Raw genomic sequence first — 15,669 nt, forward strand, 5'->3', positions numbered from 1 at the left:
TTTCATACGACCAAGCATATTGTGTACTTCACCAAGAGCACCTTCTGCTGTTTGGATAAGAGATACACCATCTTGTGCATTACGAGATGCTTGATTTAAGCCTTTTACTTGACTTCTCATTTTTTCTGAAATAGCAAGACCAGCAGCGTCATCACCTGCACGGTTAATTCTATAACCAGATGATAATTTTTCCATTGCCTTTGTACTACCCTTACCATTAACACCTAATTTATTAAAGGCATTGGTTGCTACAAGGTTGTGAGCAATTACTGAACTACTCATAAATTTATCCCTCCTTGAATCTATGTGCTAGGCATCCATGCCTTTTACACTTCTTTTCTTTTTATATCGGTTAGAAGACAACTCTCTTTAATATTAAATACAAATTTTTTATTCTTTTTGGTCTTTTATGTGTAAGATTAATCTAAAAAAAACAGAAGTCGCCTTTTTACGATTTCTGTTTTTTATATTCTTTTACATTTTTTCGTCCACAACAAGACCTGAATACTCAAGCATACTATATACGATATCTAGAAGCTTTTCTGAAGGAATCTCCTTAATAACCTCTTTCGTTTCTTTATCAATCACTTTAGCCATTACACGATGTGTCTTATCATGAATAGATATTTGGAGTTCTCGATTGGCTCCTACTAATTCTGCATTAGTCTTCTCAATGGACTCCATAAGCTTTTTTTCTTGAAAGCTAGGTATATACCCTGCACTTAGCATTTTCTGTCTTATTTCTAAAGAAGAATCCATACCTAACGCTGACTCCTGCTCCCCTTTATTCTTCTGTGCCTTAATCGCCTGAGAAGATATAGACTTCTCAGAAATCTTCATCTCGGGTGCCTTTATCTCTACCTTTACTTCTGCTGTAGCATGGCTTCCTCCACTTATTCCAGTACCTACACTTCCTATACTCATTTTTTCACCTCCTAATAATAGACTCATTTAACCTATATATATTTTTATATCGTCTGTTTTTTTCAAAAATTAAGAGGTGTGTGTTCATTTCTTATACATTATTTTTTAATAAGAGTTTTAAGATTCGTAAGAACATCTTTATTGGTAGCTGTAACTTCATGTGCCCCTTCATTACTGGCTTTGACAAGGTTATAGAGTTCTTCTCTATAAATGCTTACATCTTTAGGTGCTGAAATACCAATTTTTACTTTATCGCCTTGTACATCTAAAATCTTAATTTCAATATTGCCATCTATAATGATGGCTTCGTCCTTTTTTCGTGTTAGAGCTAACATGACTGCTCTCCCCTTTCTGCTAACAAGTCTAAAACGGCATGCTTCGTTGTATAGTCTTGCCCATCTAGTATGACTTGCATTCCAAACCTTGTTTCTTGCTGAATAACAAGGGGTGCCATAAGATTAAGAGTAGCTGTTTCTATCTCTCCTTTTACACTTACCATGGCGAAAACACTGAAATTTTTCAAATCTCCTCCGCCTAATTGTTGGAAGTAGTGCTTTGCAATAGCTGGTTCATAGTCTGGCTTAAACAAATAAGGATTAGTAAGAATAAAACAAATAGCTTCATCTTCTATACTTTGTAAATAACAAAAAGGACTTTCCTCTTCCTCTTCAATGATAATAAATTGTTTAAGCTCCTCAAACCCTGGAATTCCTTCTTTAAAGGTAATAAATTTTTCTTCTCCTATTTCAATATCCCCAAAGCTTTTTGTTTTTAATAACATATATACCCTCCTCTGTATAATGGAATCTATCAATTTATAAAAAAAAAAGAAGAGTACTCTCTTCTTTTACAAAGAAGTCGCTAGGTGTCAAGCAACTTCTATCAGCTTAAAAAGTCAGCTAAAGTATTCATAATGACCTTGGACGTAGCTTGAAGTGCAGATTGATAAACCATATATTGTGCATTAAATTCCACATAGGTTTCTTCAATATCAATATCTTCTGTATTAGAAAGAAGTTCTGTAAAGTTCGTTGTGTCATCTACTAATCTAGATTGTGTGTATTTTAGTCGTGTGGTACGACTTCCTAGATCTGCCATTTTATCTGAAATATCCGCTAGTGATTCTTCGAAGTCTTTTATTTTATTAGTAAACACCTCATTCAGTTTAGTGTCATCACCTGTTTCTTGAGCATAGGTAAGGGCATCTATTAACTCCTCAATATCTCCACCTATTTTTTGCATAGAGCTTGCTACACCTAAGGTGTTTACACTAATAGTACTTCCTACACCAATTTCATATTCAATAAGCTGAGCCTCATTAATATTAACTTTACCATTGGCTTCTGTATTAAAAACAATAGGATTCACACTACCAGTTGGCATAATAGAAGCCTCTTTCAAAGTAGAACCCTTTACAGCCTTAGCATCTTCTCCTATTTTCATATCTGCTGTTAAAGTAACGTCTGCTAGAAGTGTTACATCTGTTTCCAATACCGTTCCACTGGTTATTTTTACATCTCCTCCAAGAACAATATCCTCTGTTAAGGTCATTTCATTACCTACAGTCATGTCACCCGTTAACACAAGATCCTGTGTTAACGCAAAATCTTCAGTAAGAGGTGATGTTACCCCTAGTGTAGCTGCATCTGCTGCTGATAAAGTAGTACCTGCCTTAAGTGCAAGTCCTTTAGGAAGAGTTGTACCTGCTTCTAAAACCGTCCCCTTGCCAAGTACAGTGCCTATTCCTAACGTATCCCCTGCCTCAGCAATAATAATATCCTCTGTAAGTTCTGTTCCTTTGGATAAAATAGAACCTTCCTTTAACTCTGTTCCTGCTTTTAATTCTGTTCCTGCTTTTAATGTATAGTCTGCATTTAAAGTGATATCTTCTTTAAGTGTTTGAGCCTCTTTAAGTATAACAGGTTGATTCGTTTTATAACCTGAGAAGACATAACGACCTGCATAAGTTACATTAGCTTCCTGTCCAAGCTGTTCCCATAGCTGAGATATGTCTGTAAGAATTTTTTCTCTATCTGCACTATCTAAAGTATCTGTAGATGCCTGTACACATCTTGTACGAATATCTGTTAGGATGGTATGAACATTTTTTAGTGCTGCTTCTGTTGTTTCCATCCACGAAGTTGCTTCTTTGGTATTACTCGTATATTGCTTCGTTTCTAATACATTCACTCTTAATTTAAGGGCTCTTCCTGTTATAACAGGATTATCAGAAGGACGACTTACTTTTTTTAGGGTATTCATTTGATTGTAAAGGGTATCTAGCTTAGACATATTGGTATTTAAACCGTGCATCATATTTTGACGAATCATTCCATTCGTAACGCGCATGTGTCATCCTCCTTTTAGAAATTACCAAGTTTAAAAATGGTAGTCTCATAAATACTATCTATGGTATTAATAAGCTTTGCACTTACTTGATAAGCTTGCTGATATTTGATAAGATTGGTAAACTCATCGTTCATATCCACTTGAGAAACTGATAATCTTTGGTTATCAATCGTCTGAGTGATAGAAGTTTGAGTCTTGTAATACATTTCTGCTTCTTGTGCATTGATCCCTAATTCACTAAACATAGATACCATATAATCCTTAGGGTCGCCTTCTTTAAACATCTTTTTATTATCTTTTTGCCCAGATAAGGCAGCTAATAGATCATTATTACTTGGGTTAGGGTTTACAACTTGGCTTGTATCTTTATTAGGTATATGCTCTGTATTGGTTCGAATATTGTTAATACTTTCATAAATAGCATAGGAAATAGAGAAGTTCGCAGCTGTCATGTTTTTATAGTTGTTTTCAAGAGTTGCATTTTGATCAGGGGCTCCCGTCGTACTACCTGTTGAATAGGTAAAAAGCTGATAAAGTGTTTTAACACTCTTTTCCCTTTCTTTTTCTTCTTCTTTTGTTCCTGCTGGAAGTAAGTTTTTATCCTCATCATAATATGTAAGTTTACCATATTCATCACGCTTAACATATTTTACCGTTGTACCAGTTACTGCATCCGTAAAATCTTTAACCTGCACGTAACCCTCTTGATCCATACTATAGGTTTCGTTAAGGGTACGAGCAAATTCTCTTACGAAGTTATCCATACGCTTGATGTAATACGGTATACCATTATACGTTACACCCTTTGTATTATCAATAACCCCACACCCATCACGAATATCAATAATTCCTTTTAATTCACCTGACATCGTGTTATCTCGCATATTAAAAGGAATACCATCCCTCCATACTACATCATAGAGTCCATCTACATCCTGTTCATTAAGTTTTTTAAGTTCTAGTTTATAACCAGTATTCATTCCAGGATTTGCTATATCCACTAAAAGTCTCGCTGTCCCATTATCATTATAGCTTACTTCGTAAAGATTTCCCTTTGTCACGCTTACTTGGCTATCTAATTTCTGCATAGCAGTAGCCTTTACCTCACGCTCTTGAAATAGCTTAAGTTCTTTCTCACTGTCTTTCACTTCTTGTGCTTTAGCATCCACATCTGCCTGTGCTGCTGCAATTGCCCCTGGGTCTCCCCCTGCTACTGCTGCCGCAAGAATAGCTTCTAGTGCTGTCATTTCTCCTTTGAGGGTATTTAATTCATTTTCAACATCTACTTGAGTTTTGCCTAGATCTTGAATTTTCTTATTGAGAGTATCAATGTCTGTCGCTAGGTTATTTAGTTGTATCTCTTTGTTACCTCTTACCTCAATGCCTAGTTCCCTCATATCTAAATGATCAACTAAGGTTTGTCCTGCTATCTTAACTGTAAGCTGAGTAAACTTTTTATCATCCACTTCTACTTCCTGTTCTTTTGTATCGACATTAATAATCTGCGACAGCCTGTCAATACATACTTCTCTTTCATCTTTAAAAGTATTGGTGTCATTGCCAAAAATTTCAGCTTGATAGATTTGAGCGTTAAGACTTTGAATTTTACTCCCTAAAAGATTAATCTCATCTACCGCTGCCTTTACATTGTAGTTAAGGTCTTGCTGATAATTTGAAAGTGACTTAGCAATGTTATTATAATATTTTGTATAGTTAATCATCTGTTGTCTAAGAGCTACTTTTCGTTCGTTTTCATCAGGAAATTTGCTGAGATCATCAAAAGCTTTAAATAAATCATTATAAACCTTCGTAAACCCTGTTTCACTTGGTTCTCCGAAAACAGCTTCTACAAGAGCACTCTGCTCTACCTTTACACGATATTCACCCAACTTATCATTCTGATTCCAAAGTTTGTTATCCAGATAAGAATTATGCATACGCATAACACCTGTCGTATCTACACCTGTTCCAACCATACCCACACCAATACCTGTAAGAGGTCTGCTAGCTTGTTGTTCTAAAACTTGCCTTGAGTAACCTACGGTATTGGCATTACTAATATTATTGGAGGTAACTGCCAAGCCTCTTTGAGCTGCAAATAAGCCACTTACTCCAATGTTAAATTCAAAAAAAGCCATTTTTCTACCTCCTTATTACATCTTATTAATAATGGTGTCCATCATACCGTCCATTATCGTTACCATACGTGCTGCTGCATTATAAGCATATTGGTATTTAAGCATAAAGGTTAACTCTTCGTCTTGTGAAACGCCACTCATCGCACTTCTTTGCTGGTCAATGTTGTTAACTGTTGCTAATTTCTCTGATGCCTTATTCTGATAGCCAGAACCCTCCATCCCTATGTCTGTTACAAATTCTGCATAGTAATTCATAATAGAAACCTTCTTGTAATGAGGTGAACTAGGTGATAGTGTACTTAGCTCACCTGGCCAATCTTTAGCAGCTCCCCAATTGGCTAGCAGCTCAGTTATTTTACTATTATCTCCTACGTTCTCAGGATCATTGGCAACTGTTCCTAATTTATTGTATCCACCTTCTTCTAATAGTTCTGGATTAACCTGTAAATTACCTGGTACCATATAACTTTTAAGTGCATCACTTGTTAAGTAAGTTGTATAATCTTTAATATATTGATCATAAGCTACGTTGTAAGCTGCTTCATCTACATAGTCATCTAGGTTGGGTTTAGTAGGTGGTGGATTATCTGCTGGTGTTTTTATAGGAGTAAAAATAGGAACACCCGTCATACCTTGGTGGATACCAATTCCCATTCCATTAAGCGTTTCATTCGCCACATCTACTACTGCATGAATAAAATCATTAAACTTTTTTTGAATCTTAGGAATGATATAGCTATTTCCTGTCATATCTACACTGTAATGACTATTAAGAGCAATGTCGTCCCATGTAGTTTTCTCATTGACGTACTCTTCTCCTCTTGCGATAAGAAGTGCTTTGAGGCTACCCGTATCCGTTTCCTTAGCTGCTGATATGACTTTGTCTAACTTATAGACATCTTCCTTATTGGTAGACCACACAGGCTTTACAAAAGGACTCTTTTCTTTTGTCTGTTTTAATTCTAATAACGTAGTAAAATCCTTATCTACAACAACTGTATTTTCAAAGCTTAAGGTAATTTTACTATCTGCATCTTCTTCGTATTTAACCTCACCATACGTTGCCAATTCATCTAATAACTTATTACGCGCATCTCTATAATCATTGGCATGATCACCATTTATTTCATTAACAGCAATTTTATCATTATAGTCTTTAACTTCTTTTATAATCTCATTGATTCGTTTAGTAGCTGCAATAACCTGTGTATTGAGATTATCTTGATAAGTATTTAAAGCATTGGTTACTTGATTTGCCTTTTTTATAAGTACGTTGGCAGCCTGTATAAAAGAAAGCCTTTCTTCTACGCCATCTGGATTCGTATTAAGCTTTTGTGTCTGTGCCCAGAAGCTACTAAGCATCTCACTAACCCCTTCACCATAAGGCTCATCTAATATACTTTCTATTTCACTCATTGCCGAATGACATGTCGTATAATAATTAAGTACAGTACTCTCCGTTCGAAAGCGCCTATCCGCTAAACTATCTCTGATTTGGCGAATTTCTGTCTGACTTACTCCTAGCCCTACCTGCATCAGTCCACTACTGGCACTTCCTATATTAAGGTATGCACTTTCATGCTGCAGGAGTTGTTGTCTTGTATAACCTGGTGTATTCATATTTGAAAGGTTCTGCCCTGTTACTTGCAATCCTTTTTGAGCAGCTTTAAGTCCTGATACCATTCTCCCTAAACTTGCAATCGATGCCATAGTGTCCTCCTTTACTGTTTTTGATCAAAAAAGCTATGCTTTGCCATCCCTGGTTGATCTCCATCCTTACTATAACTAGTAGAGGGCATTTGTAATCGCGTGCTCTCTATGGCCTTAATAGTAAAGTTAATCAGCTCTAAGGAATGGTCAATGAGTAGGGTATTTAATTCATTTTGCTTTTTTAACCCCTCTATCTTGTCTAAAAGCTCTGTTCTTAATGCAATGAGGCGCTTACTCGCTTCATTTTCCTCTCCTAATTTCTCTATGAGTCTTGTTACATTAATTTCTTTTGCAGAAATCCCCGTTACGATAGCAATGTCATTAAGAAGAGCATCTCTCCTTCTTTCTAGGATAGATACTCTGCCTGCAAACTCCTCTTCCCTTTTCACTACTTCTTGGAGAAAATCAATTTGCTTATTTACAATAGCCTCTTCCTTATACTTAGCTAGAGTACATAAGCCTTCATAACACTCTCTTTCTTCTTCTAGGGTGTCTATTAGTTCATATACAATACCTGCCATATGGATTCCTAACCTTTTATATCAAAACTGGATAATATTTTTTCTGCTACCTCTTTTGCACCTACATCATAAGTACCTGAAGCAATCTGTTCTTTTAAAGCCTTTACCTTATCTTGTCTTATATCAGGTACATTACTAAGTGCTTTATAAGCTGCTTGGTAATCTTTAGCTGTGCCAGATAAATCCACTTCATCCTTCTTATTTGTTTTCGTAACCGCTTTATATTTGGATACCATCTGTTTGTTATAGGTTTCATAGATACCTGCTAACTTATCTATTCTCATTCTAAACACCTCACTCATCTCTTCGTTTACTATTTATGTATAATATATCGACCTTTATAATAAGGACTTTAGACACTTTAGCAAAATAAAATGAGAGGTAAGCTTATCCCAAAGCTTCCTCTCATTTAAGACTTATTTAATTTTATCAGACTGTAAGAAACGCATTTTATCTTTTTCACCTTTTTCCCGGTCTTTTTCTAGTATCAATTGTTTTGTCGCATTGAGTTCTTTTGCCATGTCATTAATACTCTCATTTACTGCACTGCTACATCTATCACAATACCTACCTGAAAGAATCTTTATACCACAACTTTCGCAAGATAATGTAATAGGTGAGCCTGGTGCAATTTGCAGACGCCCTTGCCTTAAGAAGCTTTCAATGAGCCCTACAGGAGTATCTGTCTCTATGCTTACTTCCTGCATAGAAGCACCTGGGTTTTCTCTTAAATATTCTTTTACCTTTTGAAACATTTCTTCTTCTTTTTTCTTACACTGTGGACAAACACTTGGTCCACTAATATGTTGATACATTTTTTTGCATCTTCTACATACTCTAACTTCCATCTACATCTCCCCCCATCTTACTAAGCCTATACATTTACTTTATTATACACCAATACAAACTATCAATACATATATTTTTTCAATATTATTATCCTTTTTGTCAGTTAATGCACGTACACATTCTTTAATAGTCGTACCTGTTGTATATATATCGTCAACTAATACTATATTTCTTAAGCCTAAAACGTCATTTTGTGAGTTAATTGCCATACTTTTATAAAGTTGCTTCAAACGCTCTTCTCTATCACAATCTGATTGAGGTTTGGTATTTTTAATTCTTCGTAAAATATCTTTGGTTGGAATAGTTGTTAACTTAGAGAGCTCCTTACATAAATCAAGTGCTTGATTAAAGCCTCTTTTCCTTAAGCGATGAGGCGCTAGTGGGACTGGAATAAGTGCATCTATTTCTTTATCCACAAACCACCCTAAATCATGCACAAACAACTCAGCATAATCTCTGGCATACTTCCGAAGTCCCTTATACTTCCATCTCAAGACAGCTTGTCTTGCTACGCCATCATACAGAAATAATGCCCTTATAGGTGGTTTTTCCTCTAAGTCCTCCTTGCTACAATATGCACAGTGACATGCATCAAGTGCATAAGGTCTTCCGCACCTTTTACAGACATGTTCTCTTAGGACAAGAGGGTAACACCGGGAACATAAAGTACTCTCTTCCTCATTTTCTAAAATAGTTTCACATAATGTACATTTAGTTGGGAAAAGCAACTGGGTTAATGCGTACATATTTTCTCCTCATTTTTAAATTAACCCGGTAAGATGCATCACTAAACTGGAATATCTCTCTATCTCTTTATTATTATCTACCATGCGCTCCATGGTTTCTCTAAGCCCTACAGCTACTACTAGCTTTTTCGCCCTTGTTACAGCTGTATAGAGTAAGTTACGATTAAGAAGCATAGGAGGACCACTATGGATAGGTAAAATAACCGCTGGATACTCACTTCCTTGAGACTTGTGTATGGTAACTGCATAAGCAAGTTCTAATTCATCTAATTGATTAAATTCATACTCTACTACCTTTTGATCATCAAAAGTAACTATTAAAATCTCAGTCTCCTCATTGATGCCCGTAATAAGCCCACAGTCTCCATTAAATATACCTACACCTTCATCAATAGGTAGTCCTGTTTTAGCAAGGATTTTCCAAGGAGTATTGTAATTATTTTTAATCTGCATTACCTTATCTCCCTCTCTAAAAAGGACTCCACGATATTCTTTTTGAGGTTTAAGTGGCTGCGGTGGATTAATAGCTTCTTGTAAAGCTTTATTAAGCTCATTGACACCTACAATACCTTTGCGCATAGGAACTAATACCTGTATATCCTTTAAACTATCAAAGCCTTGATATTTAGGAAGCCTAGATGTTATCAGTTCAATAATTGTATTTTTTACATCCTCTTGTGCCCCTCTTGTCATAAAGAAAAAATCTGTATCCTTTTCATTTGTAATAGGATATTCGCCTTTATTAATAAGATGGGCATTCCGAATAATAGCACTCTGACTAGCTTGTCTAAAAATTTGAACGAGCCTTACTACAGGTAACCTCTTACTTTTGATAATATCTTTGAGTACATTACCTGCACCTACTGAGGGGAGTTGGTCTGCATCTCCAATAAGTACAAGGCGTTGACCTTCTACTACAGCCTTCAGTAAGGCATGCATTAAAGTGATATCCACCATAGACATTTCATCTACAATGATGACATCCGCTTCAAGGGGATTTTCCTCATTGCGATTGAACATTTGCCTACTCGCATCCTCACGTATATAGTTAATTTCAAGTAAACGATGAATGGTTTGAGCTTCTATGCCTGTAGCCTCACTCATACGTTTAGCTGCCCTTCCTGTGGGAGCTGCTAATAGTACTTCATCACCTGCCTTCTCTAGCATATTGAGAAGCGCATTAATGGTTGTGGTCTTACCTGTACCAGGTCCTCCTGTAATCACAGTCACTCCATAAGTAAGCACATGCTTGATCGCTTCTTTTTGCTCTTCAACTAGCTCTATCTGAAGTTCTTTTTGTGTTTTAATAAGTTCTTTTTCTATATCTAGGTGAGTACTTGGTTCATAAAGAGCAGCAAGGTCAATTAACTTTCTAGCTACTGCCTGTTCGCTATAATAAAGATAGGCTAGAAAAACACATTTCTTCTCTCCGTATACCTTAATAATAATTTGCTTCCCAAGATTGAGTTCAATCAGCGCATTTTCTACTAAAGGATGGTAAGGCTCACCATTGTCCTCTATAAGGTCTTTTGCATTCAGTCCTAATAAACTTACTGCCTCTTTTACTAAATTCTCTCTTGGCATATAAGTATGCCCATTTGCAGAAAAATTAGACAGTATATAGATAACACCTGTTTTAATACGATGAGGGTCTTCGTGGGTAATCCCTACTTTTTGTGCAATTTCATCTGCTTTTTTAAAGCCTATCCCAAATATATCCTCTACCAGACGATAGGGTGTGTTTTTTACAACCTCCATTGTCTTATTTTTATATTGTTTATAAATTTTAATAGCATAAGTGGGTGTAATACCGTAATCTTGCAAAAAAAGCATGGCTTGTCTTAGCTCATATTGGGCATGAAAAACTTCTCCAATCTCTTGCGCCTTCTTCTCACTAATTCCACTAACCTGTGCTAAAACCAAAGGCTCTTCTTCTATAATGCGAAAGGTTTCTAGCCCAAAGTGTTTAACAATCTTCTTTGCTGTCTTTGCTCCAATTCCTTTAATCACACCAGAAGCTAAATATTTTTCCATCCCTTGCACTGTCTTAGGCATACTCCTCTCGAAATACATCACCTTGATTTGTTTCCCATACACAGGATGTGTCGTCCAGTGACCTACTAATTTAATATCCTCCCCTGCATAAACACCCGCCATTTCTCCAACGCAAGAGATTTCCTCTCCTTCGTATTCCACAGTACAAACGGTATAGCCATTTTCTTTATTTTGATAAATAATATCCTCTATGGTTGCTTCTAGTACGACTTGTTCATCCACTTCATTCACCACTTCTATCTCTGATTTAACCTTTTGAGTTTTTATTAGTATAACATATTGCCCTCAAAGAGTAAAAGGTGCCCATTTCCTTGTGATGGGCACCTTACTTTTAAAGTTTTTATTAAAGTGAAACAATAAAGCCTGTTTCTACTTCCTGTACGTTAAATCCAAGTTTTTGAAGTTCAGCTACTGAAATATATGCTGTACCTCCTTGAATAAGGGTATTTGCTTCTATTTTTTGACCACTTATTACAATAAATGTTTTTTGTGTTGCTTTATCATAGGTTACATCAAAACCAAGTTGACTCATCACTGCTCGAAGAGGAAGGTAATTTACTCCCCCTTTAGTGATACTCTCTTTCTTCTCTACAGTAGCCCCTTGATTAACAGGACTACCTAATAATGCCATGTACTCTTCCATTGATAACTTAATTACATTTTTAGGAAGCACAAATTCTTTTTTCTCTGTTTTAGTAGCTACTGCGTCAAACTTCATGCTCGCTAAAACTTTTTCGTTACCAGAAGCCACTTGAATTTGCATATCTAAACCGGATGCATATTTATTATCTTCAAAATGATAATTAACCTTTAAGTTGCTTCCACTAACCATGGGTTTAATTTGAGTTTTTGCTAAAAGAAGATAAGCCTGAAGACTTTCTTTTTCTTTATCCACTTCTGCTTGTGTCATACCTGTATCTGCTATTTTATTAATTGTATCCATATTATTCAGTGCTGCATTTAGAAAAGCTATGGTTGCATCTACTAGTTGGTCAGAATTCATCTCTAAAGTATAATTTCTCTTGTCTTGCTTAATAGCTACATTTACATTTGTCTTTTTAACTAAATCCATTGCTAAGCTATTTGCTTGTTTAGCATCTAATGGCTTAATGCCTAAAACTTGATTTGCGGTGTCAATCCCTATGTATTCTGCCTGAATCGCATTTAATTTTTCTGGAACAGGTGCTCCTACTAGTCCAAAAAGCTCTGTAAAGTAAGATTTGCTAATATATACTATTTGCTTATCCATATAGGCTTTAATAGGTGAAAGCTTCATACCTGGTATTGCTTCCCCATTGAGTTTGATTTCTTTGAGATTCATTTCTAGTTCGCCTTGAAGTGTTGTCGCATTTACCCAACCTGCTATATCTAGCTTCATGTCCATTTTCATACCTTGTACTTCAGCAGCCATGGTCATAGTAGCAGAGATATTTTCACCTTCCCAGCTACTCACCTTATTCATCTCGTCCATTAATGCTAGTCCTTCTTTGCTACAGCCTACCATGCTAAACAGCATAATAATAACTGTTAAAAATGCCATTAACCTTCTTTTCACATCCATTACCTCCTACTTATACTATAAAATTTAAAGCTCTTAATAGTATATCTTATTGACTGATGTTTTTTTCATCTATTCAGAATTTGTAAACAAATTGTAATACTATTCAATAAGAAAAGCTATCATAAGGTTCTTTACGATAGCTTTTGTCTTATTTTTATTGAATAGCTGCTTTTAACTCTTCTACCTTATCTGTTCTTTCCCATGGAAGGTCTATGTCTGTACGACCAAAGTGCCCATAAGCTGCTGTTTGTTTATAGATAGGTCTTCTAAGGTCAAGCATTTTAATAATACCTGCTGGACGAAGATCAAAGGTTTTGTTTACAATTTCTACAAGCTTATCATCACTTACACAGCCTGTTCCATGTGTGTTAATAAGGACAGATACTGGTCTTGCTACACCGATTGCATAAGCAAGTTCAATTTCACATTTGCTCGCTAAGCCTGCTGCTACAATATTTTTAGCTACATAACGTGCTGCATAAGCTGCTGAACGGTCTACTTTTGTTGGGTCTTTCCCTGAGAAAGCACCACCACCATGACTTGCATAGCCACCATAAGTGTCTACTATAATTTTACGCCCTGTAAGACCTGAGTCACCAACAGGTCCTCCAATTACAAAGCGTCCTGTTGGGTTGATAAAATATTTTGTATCTGCATCTAAAAGCTCTTCTGGTACAATAGGTTTAATAACAAGATTCATGATATCTTCATGAATTTGCTCTTGAGTTACTTCTTCTGCATGCTGAGTAGAAACAACAACTGCATCAATTCTTACCGGTGTATCTCCGTCATACTCTACAGTTACTTGTGTTTTACCATCTGGTCTTAAATAACTAAGTGTACCATTTTTACGTACTTCTGTCAGCCTTCTAGAAAGTCTGTGTGCCAGTGATATAGGCATAGGCATCAGTTCTGGTGTTTCATTACAAGCAAACCCAAACATCATTCCTTGGTCTCCTGCGCCAATGGCTTCAATCGCCTCTTCACTCATTTCACCACGTTTTGCTTCTAAAGCTTTATCTACACCCATGGCAATATCTGCTGATTGCTCATCAAGCGCTACAATTACACCACAAGAATGGCCATCAAAGCCAAATTCGGGTTTATTGTAACCAATCTCATTAATCGTATCTCTTACTGTTTTATTAATGTCTACATAACAATTTGTTGAGATTTCTCCCATTACAAGAACAAGTCCTGTTGTTAAAGCTGTTTCACAAGCTACCCTTGCTTGTGGATCTTGTGCATAAATTGCATCTAAAACTGCATCTGAAATTTGGTCTGCAATTTTATCTGGATGTCCTTCTGTAACTGATTCTGATGTAAATAATCTTCTTGCCATTTTAAATCCTCCTTCAAGTTGTTTGGTATTAGGATTTCCGAAAGCAAAATAAAAAACCTCATTAAAAAATGAGGTTGTAAAATGCAATCATACGTCCTCATCTTACGCGTTAGCCGCGTCGGAATTGGCACCTTTGCATACTTGCTAGGTTGCCGGGTTTCATAGGGCCTGGTCCCTCCACCTCTCTGGATAAGTGTTCGTATTTAGTGTACTATTTACCCTAAAATCTGTCAATATTTTATTTTAACTTTCACTTTGAAATGTAGAGGCTTGCGTATTTGTGACACCTTGACTGCCATAAGAAGCTTTCATTTGTTTATACATCATATCTGCAAGGCCAATCCCGCCCACTTTAGCCATATTTTCACACTGGGCATTGATTTGGTAGTCTTCAAACATCTTCTCATAATCCCCTTTAGGAACAAGGCTATTTTCTTCTGAAAGAAATGCACTTTTCATTTGCTTCATAATCATGGAAAGCATATAAGATTCCATAGCTACACATGCTTCTTTAAGTTCTTTATCATCTTCTTTTGTTATAGCCTCATTAAGCATTTTTTTAAAATCTTTATTTTGCTCAGTTGCTGTTTGTTCTAAAAGTTGCTGAGTATAATGGGTACTAAATTGTAAGCTTGATATATCCACTTTTTTCACCCCTCTTAACTACGCTTAAGGTCATTGGCTTGTTGCATCATCGTATCTACTGTTTTAATAGCTGTAGAGTTAAGCTCATAGGCTCTTTGAGCTACTATAAGTTTTACCATTTCTTCTGCAATCTGCACATTAGAGCCTTCTAGATAGCCTGCTCTCACATTGCTGAGCTTAAGACCTTCCGTTTCCCCTTCTAAAAGAGGTTCTCCAGAAGCAGGTGTTTCTATAAAAAGGTTAGAACCAATGGCCTCTAAGCCTTCTGTATTAGAGAACTGTACAATTTTTATTTTAGCAATATCCATACGGGTGTTGGTATCAGGATCCATATAGTAAAGTGAACCATCCCCGCCAAATATCACTTTATTAATAGGTACATCCGTTCCAATGATGATAGATTCATCTTCTGTAGACAAAACAGGATCTCCATCAGCTGTAACTAATGCATAGGTTCCCCCATCAACCAGAGCGATACGAAAGCTCCCATCACGTGTATAGGTTTCTTGATCTGCCTTTTGAACAGCAAAAAAGCCTTTTCCTTCTATTGCAAGGTCTGTAGCATTTTCTGTAGCTTGCAAAATACCCATTGTATAATTACGTGAGTTAGGAAGTGCTCTTACACCATGTCCTACTTGCATAGATGCTGGTGCTTGAATATTGGGGATCTCTGGCCCTTCTAAGTTTGCATAAAGCAAGCTTTTGAAATGGGTTGTTTCTTTTTTATAACCCGTTGTATTGACATTGGCTAAGTTATTAGAAATTGTATCTACATTGAGTTGTTGCGCAACCATACCAGACGCTGCCGTCCATAAACCTCTTACCATCT

16 protein-coding genes and 1 riboswitch are annotated in these 15,669 nt (G+C 36.3%); all 16 genes read right to left on the reverse strand.

Annotated elements, in window-relative coordinates:
• A partial coding sequence (locus CS063_RS13410; protein ID WP_456300490.1) for a flagellin N-terminal helical domain-containing protein occupies positions 1–282 on the reverse strand: 282 nt, incomplete at its 3' end.
• 192 nt (positions 283–474) lie between these two features.
• Positions 475–924, reverse strand: coding sequence for a flagellar protein FlaG (locus CS063_RS13415; RefSeq protein ID WP_308415514.1), 450 nt, complete (start codon positions 922–924; stop codon positions 475–477).
• A 98-nt stretch (positions 925–1,022) separates the two neighbouring features.
• On the reverse strand, positions 1,023–1,259 hold the full coding sequence (gene csrA, locus CS063_RS13420) for a carbon storage regulator CsrA (RefSeq protein WP_099450212.1): 237 nt from the start codon (positions 1,257–1,259) through the stop codon (positions 1,023–1,025).
• Positions 1,253–1,705, reverse strand: a complete 453-nt coding sequence (gene fliW / locus CS063_RS13425) for a flagellar assembly protein FliW (protein ID WP_099450213.1) — start codon at positions 1,703–1,705, stop codon at positions 1,253–1,255. Before fliW ends, csrA begins: the two co-directional genes overlap by 7 nt.
• Positions 1,706–1,806: 101 nt before the next feature.
• Positions 1,807–3,273 (reverse strand): flagellar hook-associated protein FlgL, encoded by a 1,467-nt coding sequence (gene flgL, locus CS063_RS13430; protein WP_099450214.1) that lies wholly within the window; start codon positions 3,271–3,273, stop codon positions 1,807–1,809.
• 14 nt (positions 3,274–3,287) lie between these two features.
• Positions 3,288–5,411: a flagellar hook-associated protein FlgK gene (gene flgK, locus CS063_RS13435; RefSeq protein ID WP_099450215.1), complete on the reverse strand. Its 2,124-nt coding sequence runs from the start codon at positions 5,409–5,411 to the stop codon at positions 3,288–3,290.
• Between the two features lie 15 nt (positions 5,412–5,426).
• Positions 5,427–7,121, reverse strand: coding sequence for a flagellar hook-associated protein FlgK (gene flgK, locus CS063_RS13440; protein WP_099450216.1), 1,695 nt, complete (start codon positions 7,119–7,121; stop codon positions 5,427–5,429).
• A gap of 11 nt (positions 7,122–7,132) precedes the next feature.
• On the reverse strand, positions 7,133–7,642 hold the full coding sequence (locus CS063_RS13445) for a flagellar protein FlgN (RefSeq protein WP_099450217.1): 510 nt from the start codon (positions 7,640–7,642) through the stop codon (positions 7,133–7,135).
• Positions 7,643–7,650: 8 nt separating this feature from the next.
• Positions 7,651–7,926, reverse strand: coding sequence for a flagellar biosynthesis anti-sigma factor FlgM (gene flgM / locus CS063_RS13450; protein WP_180270797.1), 276 nt, complete (start codon positions 7,924–7,926; stop codon positions 7,651–7,653).
• Between the two features lie 132 nt (positions 7,927–8,058).
• A complete protein-coding gene (locus CS063_RS13455) occupies positions 8,059–8,490 on the reverse strand; it encodes a hypothetical protein (RefSeq protein WP_099450219.1) in 432 nt (143 codons plus the stop codon).
• 42 nt (positions 8,491–8,532) lie between these two features.
• Positions 8,533–9,237 carry a ComF family protein gene (locus CS063_RS13460; protein ID WP_099450220.1) on the reverse strand — a complete coding sequence of 235 codons (705 nt, stop codon included), beginning with the start codon at positions 9,235–9,237 and terminating at the stop codon, positions 8,533–8,535.
• Positions 9,238–9,252: 15 nt separating this feature from the next.
• Entirely contained in the window at positions 9,253–11,514 is a 2,262-nt protein-coding gene (gene recD2, locus CS063_RS13465; RefSeq protein WP_099450221.1) for an SF1B family DNA helicase RecD2, read from the reverse strand.
• A 121-nt stretch (positions 11,515–11,635) separates the two neighbouring features.
• Complete coding sequence (locus CS063_RS13470; RefSeq protein ID WP_099450222.1) at positions 11,636–12,847, reverse strand: hypothetical protein; 1,212 nt, start codon at positions 12,845–12,847, stop codon at positions 11,636–11,638.
• A 160-nt stretch (positions 12,848–13,007) separates the two neighbouring features.
• Complete coding sequence (gene metK / locus CS063_RS13475) at positions 13,008–14,195, reverse strand: methionine adenosyltransferase (protein WP_099450223.1); 1,188 nt, start codon at positions 14,193–14,195, stop codon at positions 13,008–13,010.
• Between the two features lie 94 nt (positions 14,196–14,289).
• Positions 14,290–14,391, reverse strand: a riboswitch (SAM riboswitch).
• 47 nt (positions 14,392–14,438) lie between these two features.
• Positions 14,439–14,840: a rod-binding protein gene (locus CS063_RS13480; protein ID WP_099450224.1), complete on the reverse strand. Its 402-nt coding sequence runs from the start codon at positions 14,838–14,840 to the stop codon at positions 14,439–14,441.
• A 14-nt stretch (positions 14,841–14,854) separates the two neighbouring features.
• Positions 14,855–15,667, reverse strand: coding sequence for a flagellar hook-basal body protein (locus CS063_RS13485; protein ID WP_099450225.1), 813 nt, complete (start codon positions 15,665–15,667; stop codon positions 14,855–14,857).
• Positions 15,668–15,669 lie beyond the last annotated feature (2 nt).

Origin of the sequence: Sporanaerobium hydrogeniformans, assembly GCF_002735925.1 — a bacterium.
Classification (GTDB): domain Bacteria; phylum Bacillota; class Clostridia; order Lachnospirales; family Cellulosilyticaceae; genus Sporanaerobium; species Sporanaerobium hydrogeniformans.

Excerpts from the sequence above, each read along its gene's own strand:
- CS063_RS13415 (WP_308415514.1), bottom strand. The coding sequence starts at position 924 with ATGAGTATAGGAAGTGTAGGTACTGGAATAAGTGGAGGAAGCCATGCT.
- csrA (WP_099450212.1), bottom strand. The coding sequence starts at position 1,259 with ATGTTAGCTCTAACACGAAAAAAGGACGAAGCCATCATTATAGATGGC.
- fliW (WP_099450213.1), bottom strand. The coding sequence starts at position 1,705 with ATGTTATTAAAAACAAAAAGCTTTGGGGATATTGAAATAGGAGAAGAA.
- flgL (WP_099450214.1), bottom strand. The coding sequence starts at position 3,273 with ATGCGCGTTACGAATGGAATGATTCGTCAAAATATGATGCACGGTTTA.
- flgK (WP_099450215.1), bottom strand. The coding sequence starts at position 5,411 with ATGGCTTTTTTTGAATTTAACATTGGAGTAAGTGGCTTATTTGCAGCT.
- flgK (WP_099450216.1), bottom strand. The coding sequence starts at position 7,121 with ATGGCATCGATTGCAAGTTTAGGGAGAATGGTATCAGGACTTAAAGCT.
- CS063_RS13445 (WP_099450217.1), bottom strand. The coding sequence starts at position 7,642 with ATGGCAGGTATTGTATATGAACTAATAGACACCCTAGAAGAAGAAAGA.
- flgM (WP_180270797.1), bottom strand. The coding sequence starts at position 7,926 with ATGAGAATAGATAAGTTAGCAGGTATCTATGAAACCTATAACAAACAG.
- CS063_RS13455 (WP_099450219.1), bottom strand. The coding sequence starts at position 8,490 with ATGGAAGTTAGAGTATGTAGAAGATGCAAAAAAATGTATCAACATATT.
- CS063_RS13460 (WP_099450220.1), bottom strand. The coding sequence starts at position 9,237 with ATGTACGCATTAACCCAGTTGCTTTTCCCAACTAAATGTACATTATGT.
- metK (WP_099450223.1), bottom strand. The coding sequence starts at position 14,195 with ATGGCAAGAAGATTATTTACATCAGAATCAGTTACAGAAGGACATCCA.
- CS063_RS13485 (WP_099450225.1), bottom strand. The coding sequence starts at position 15,667 with ATGGTAAGAGGTTTATGGACGGCAGCGTCTGGTATGGTTGCGCAACAA.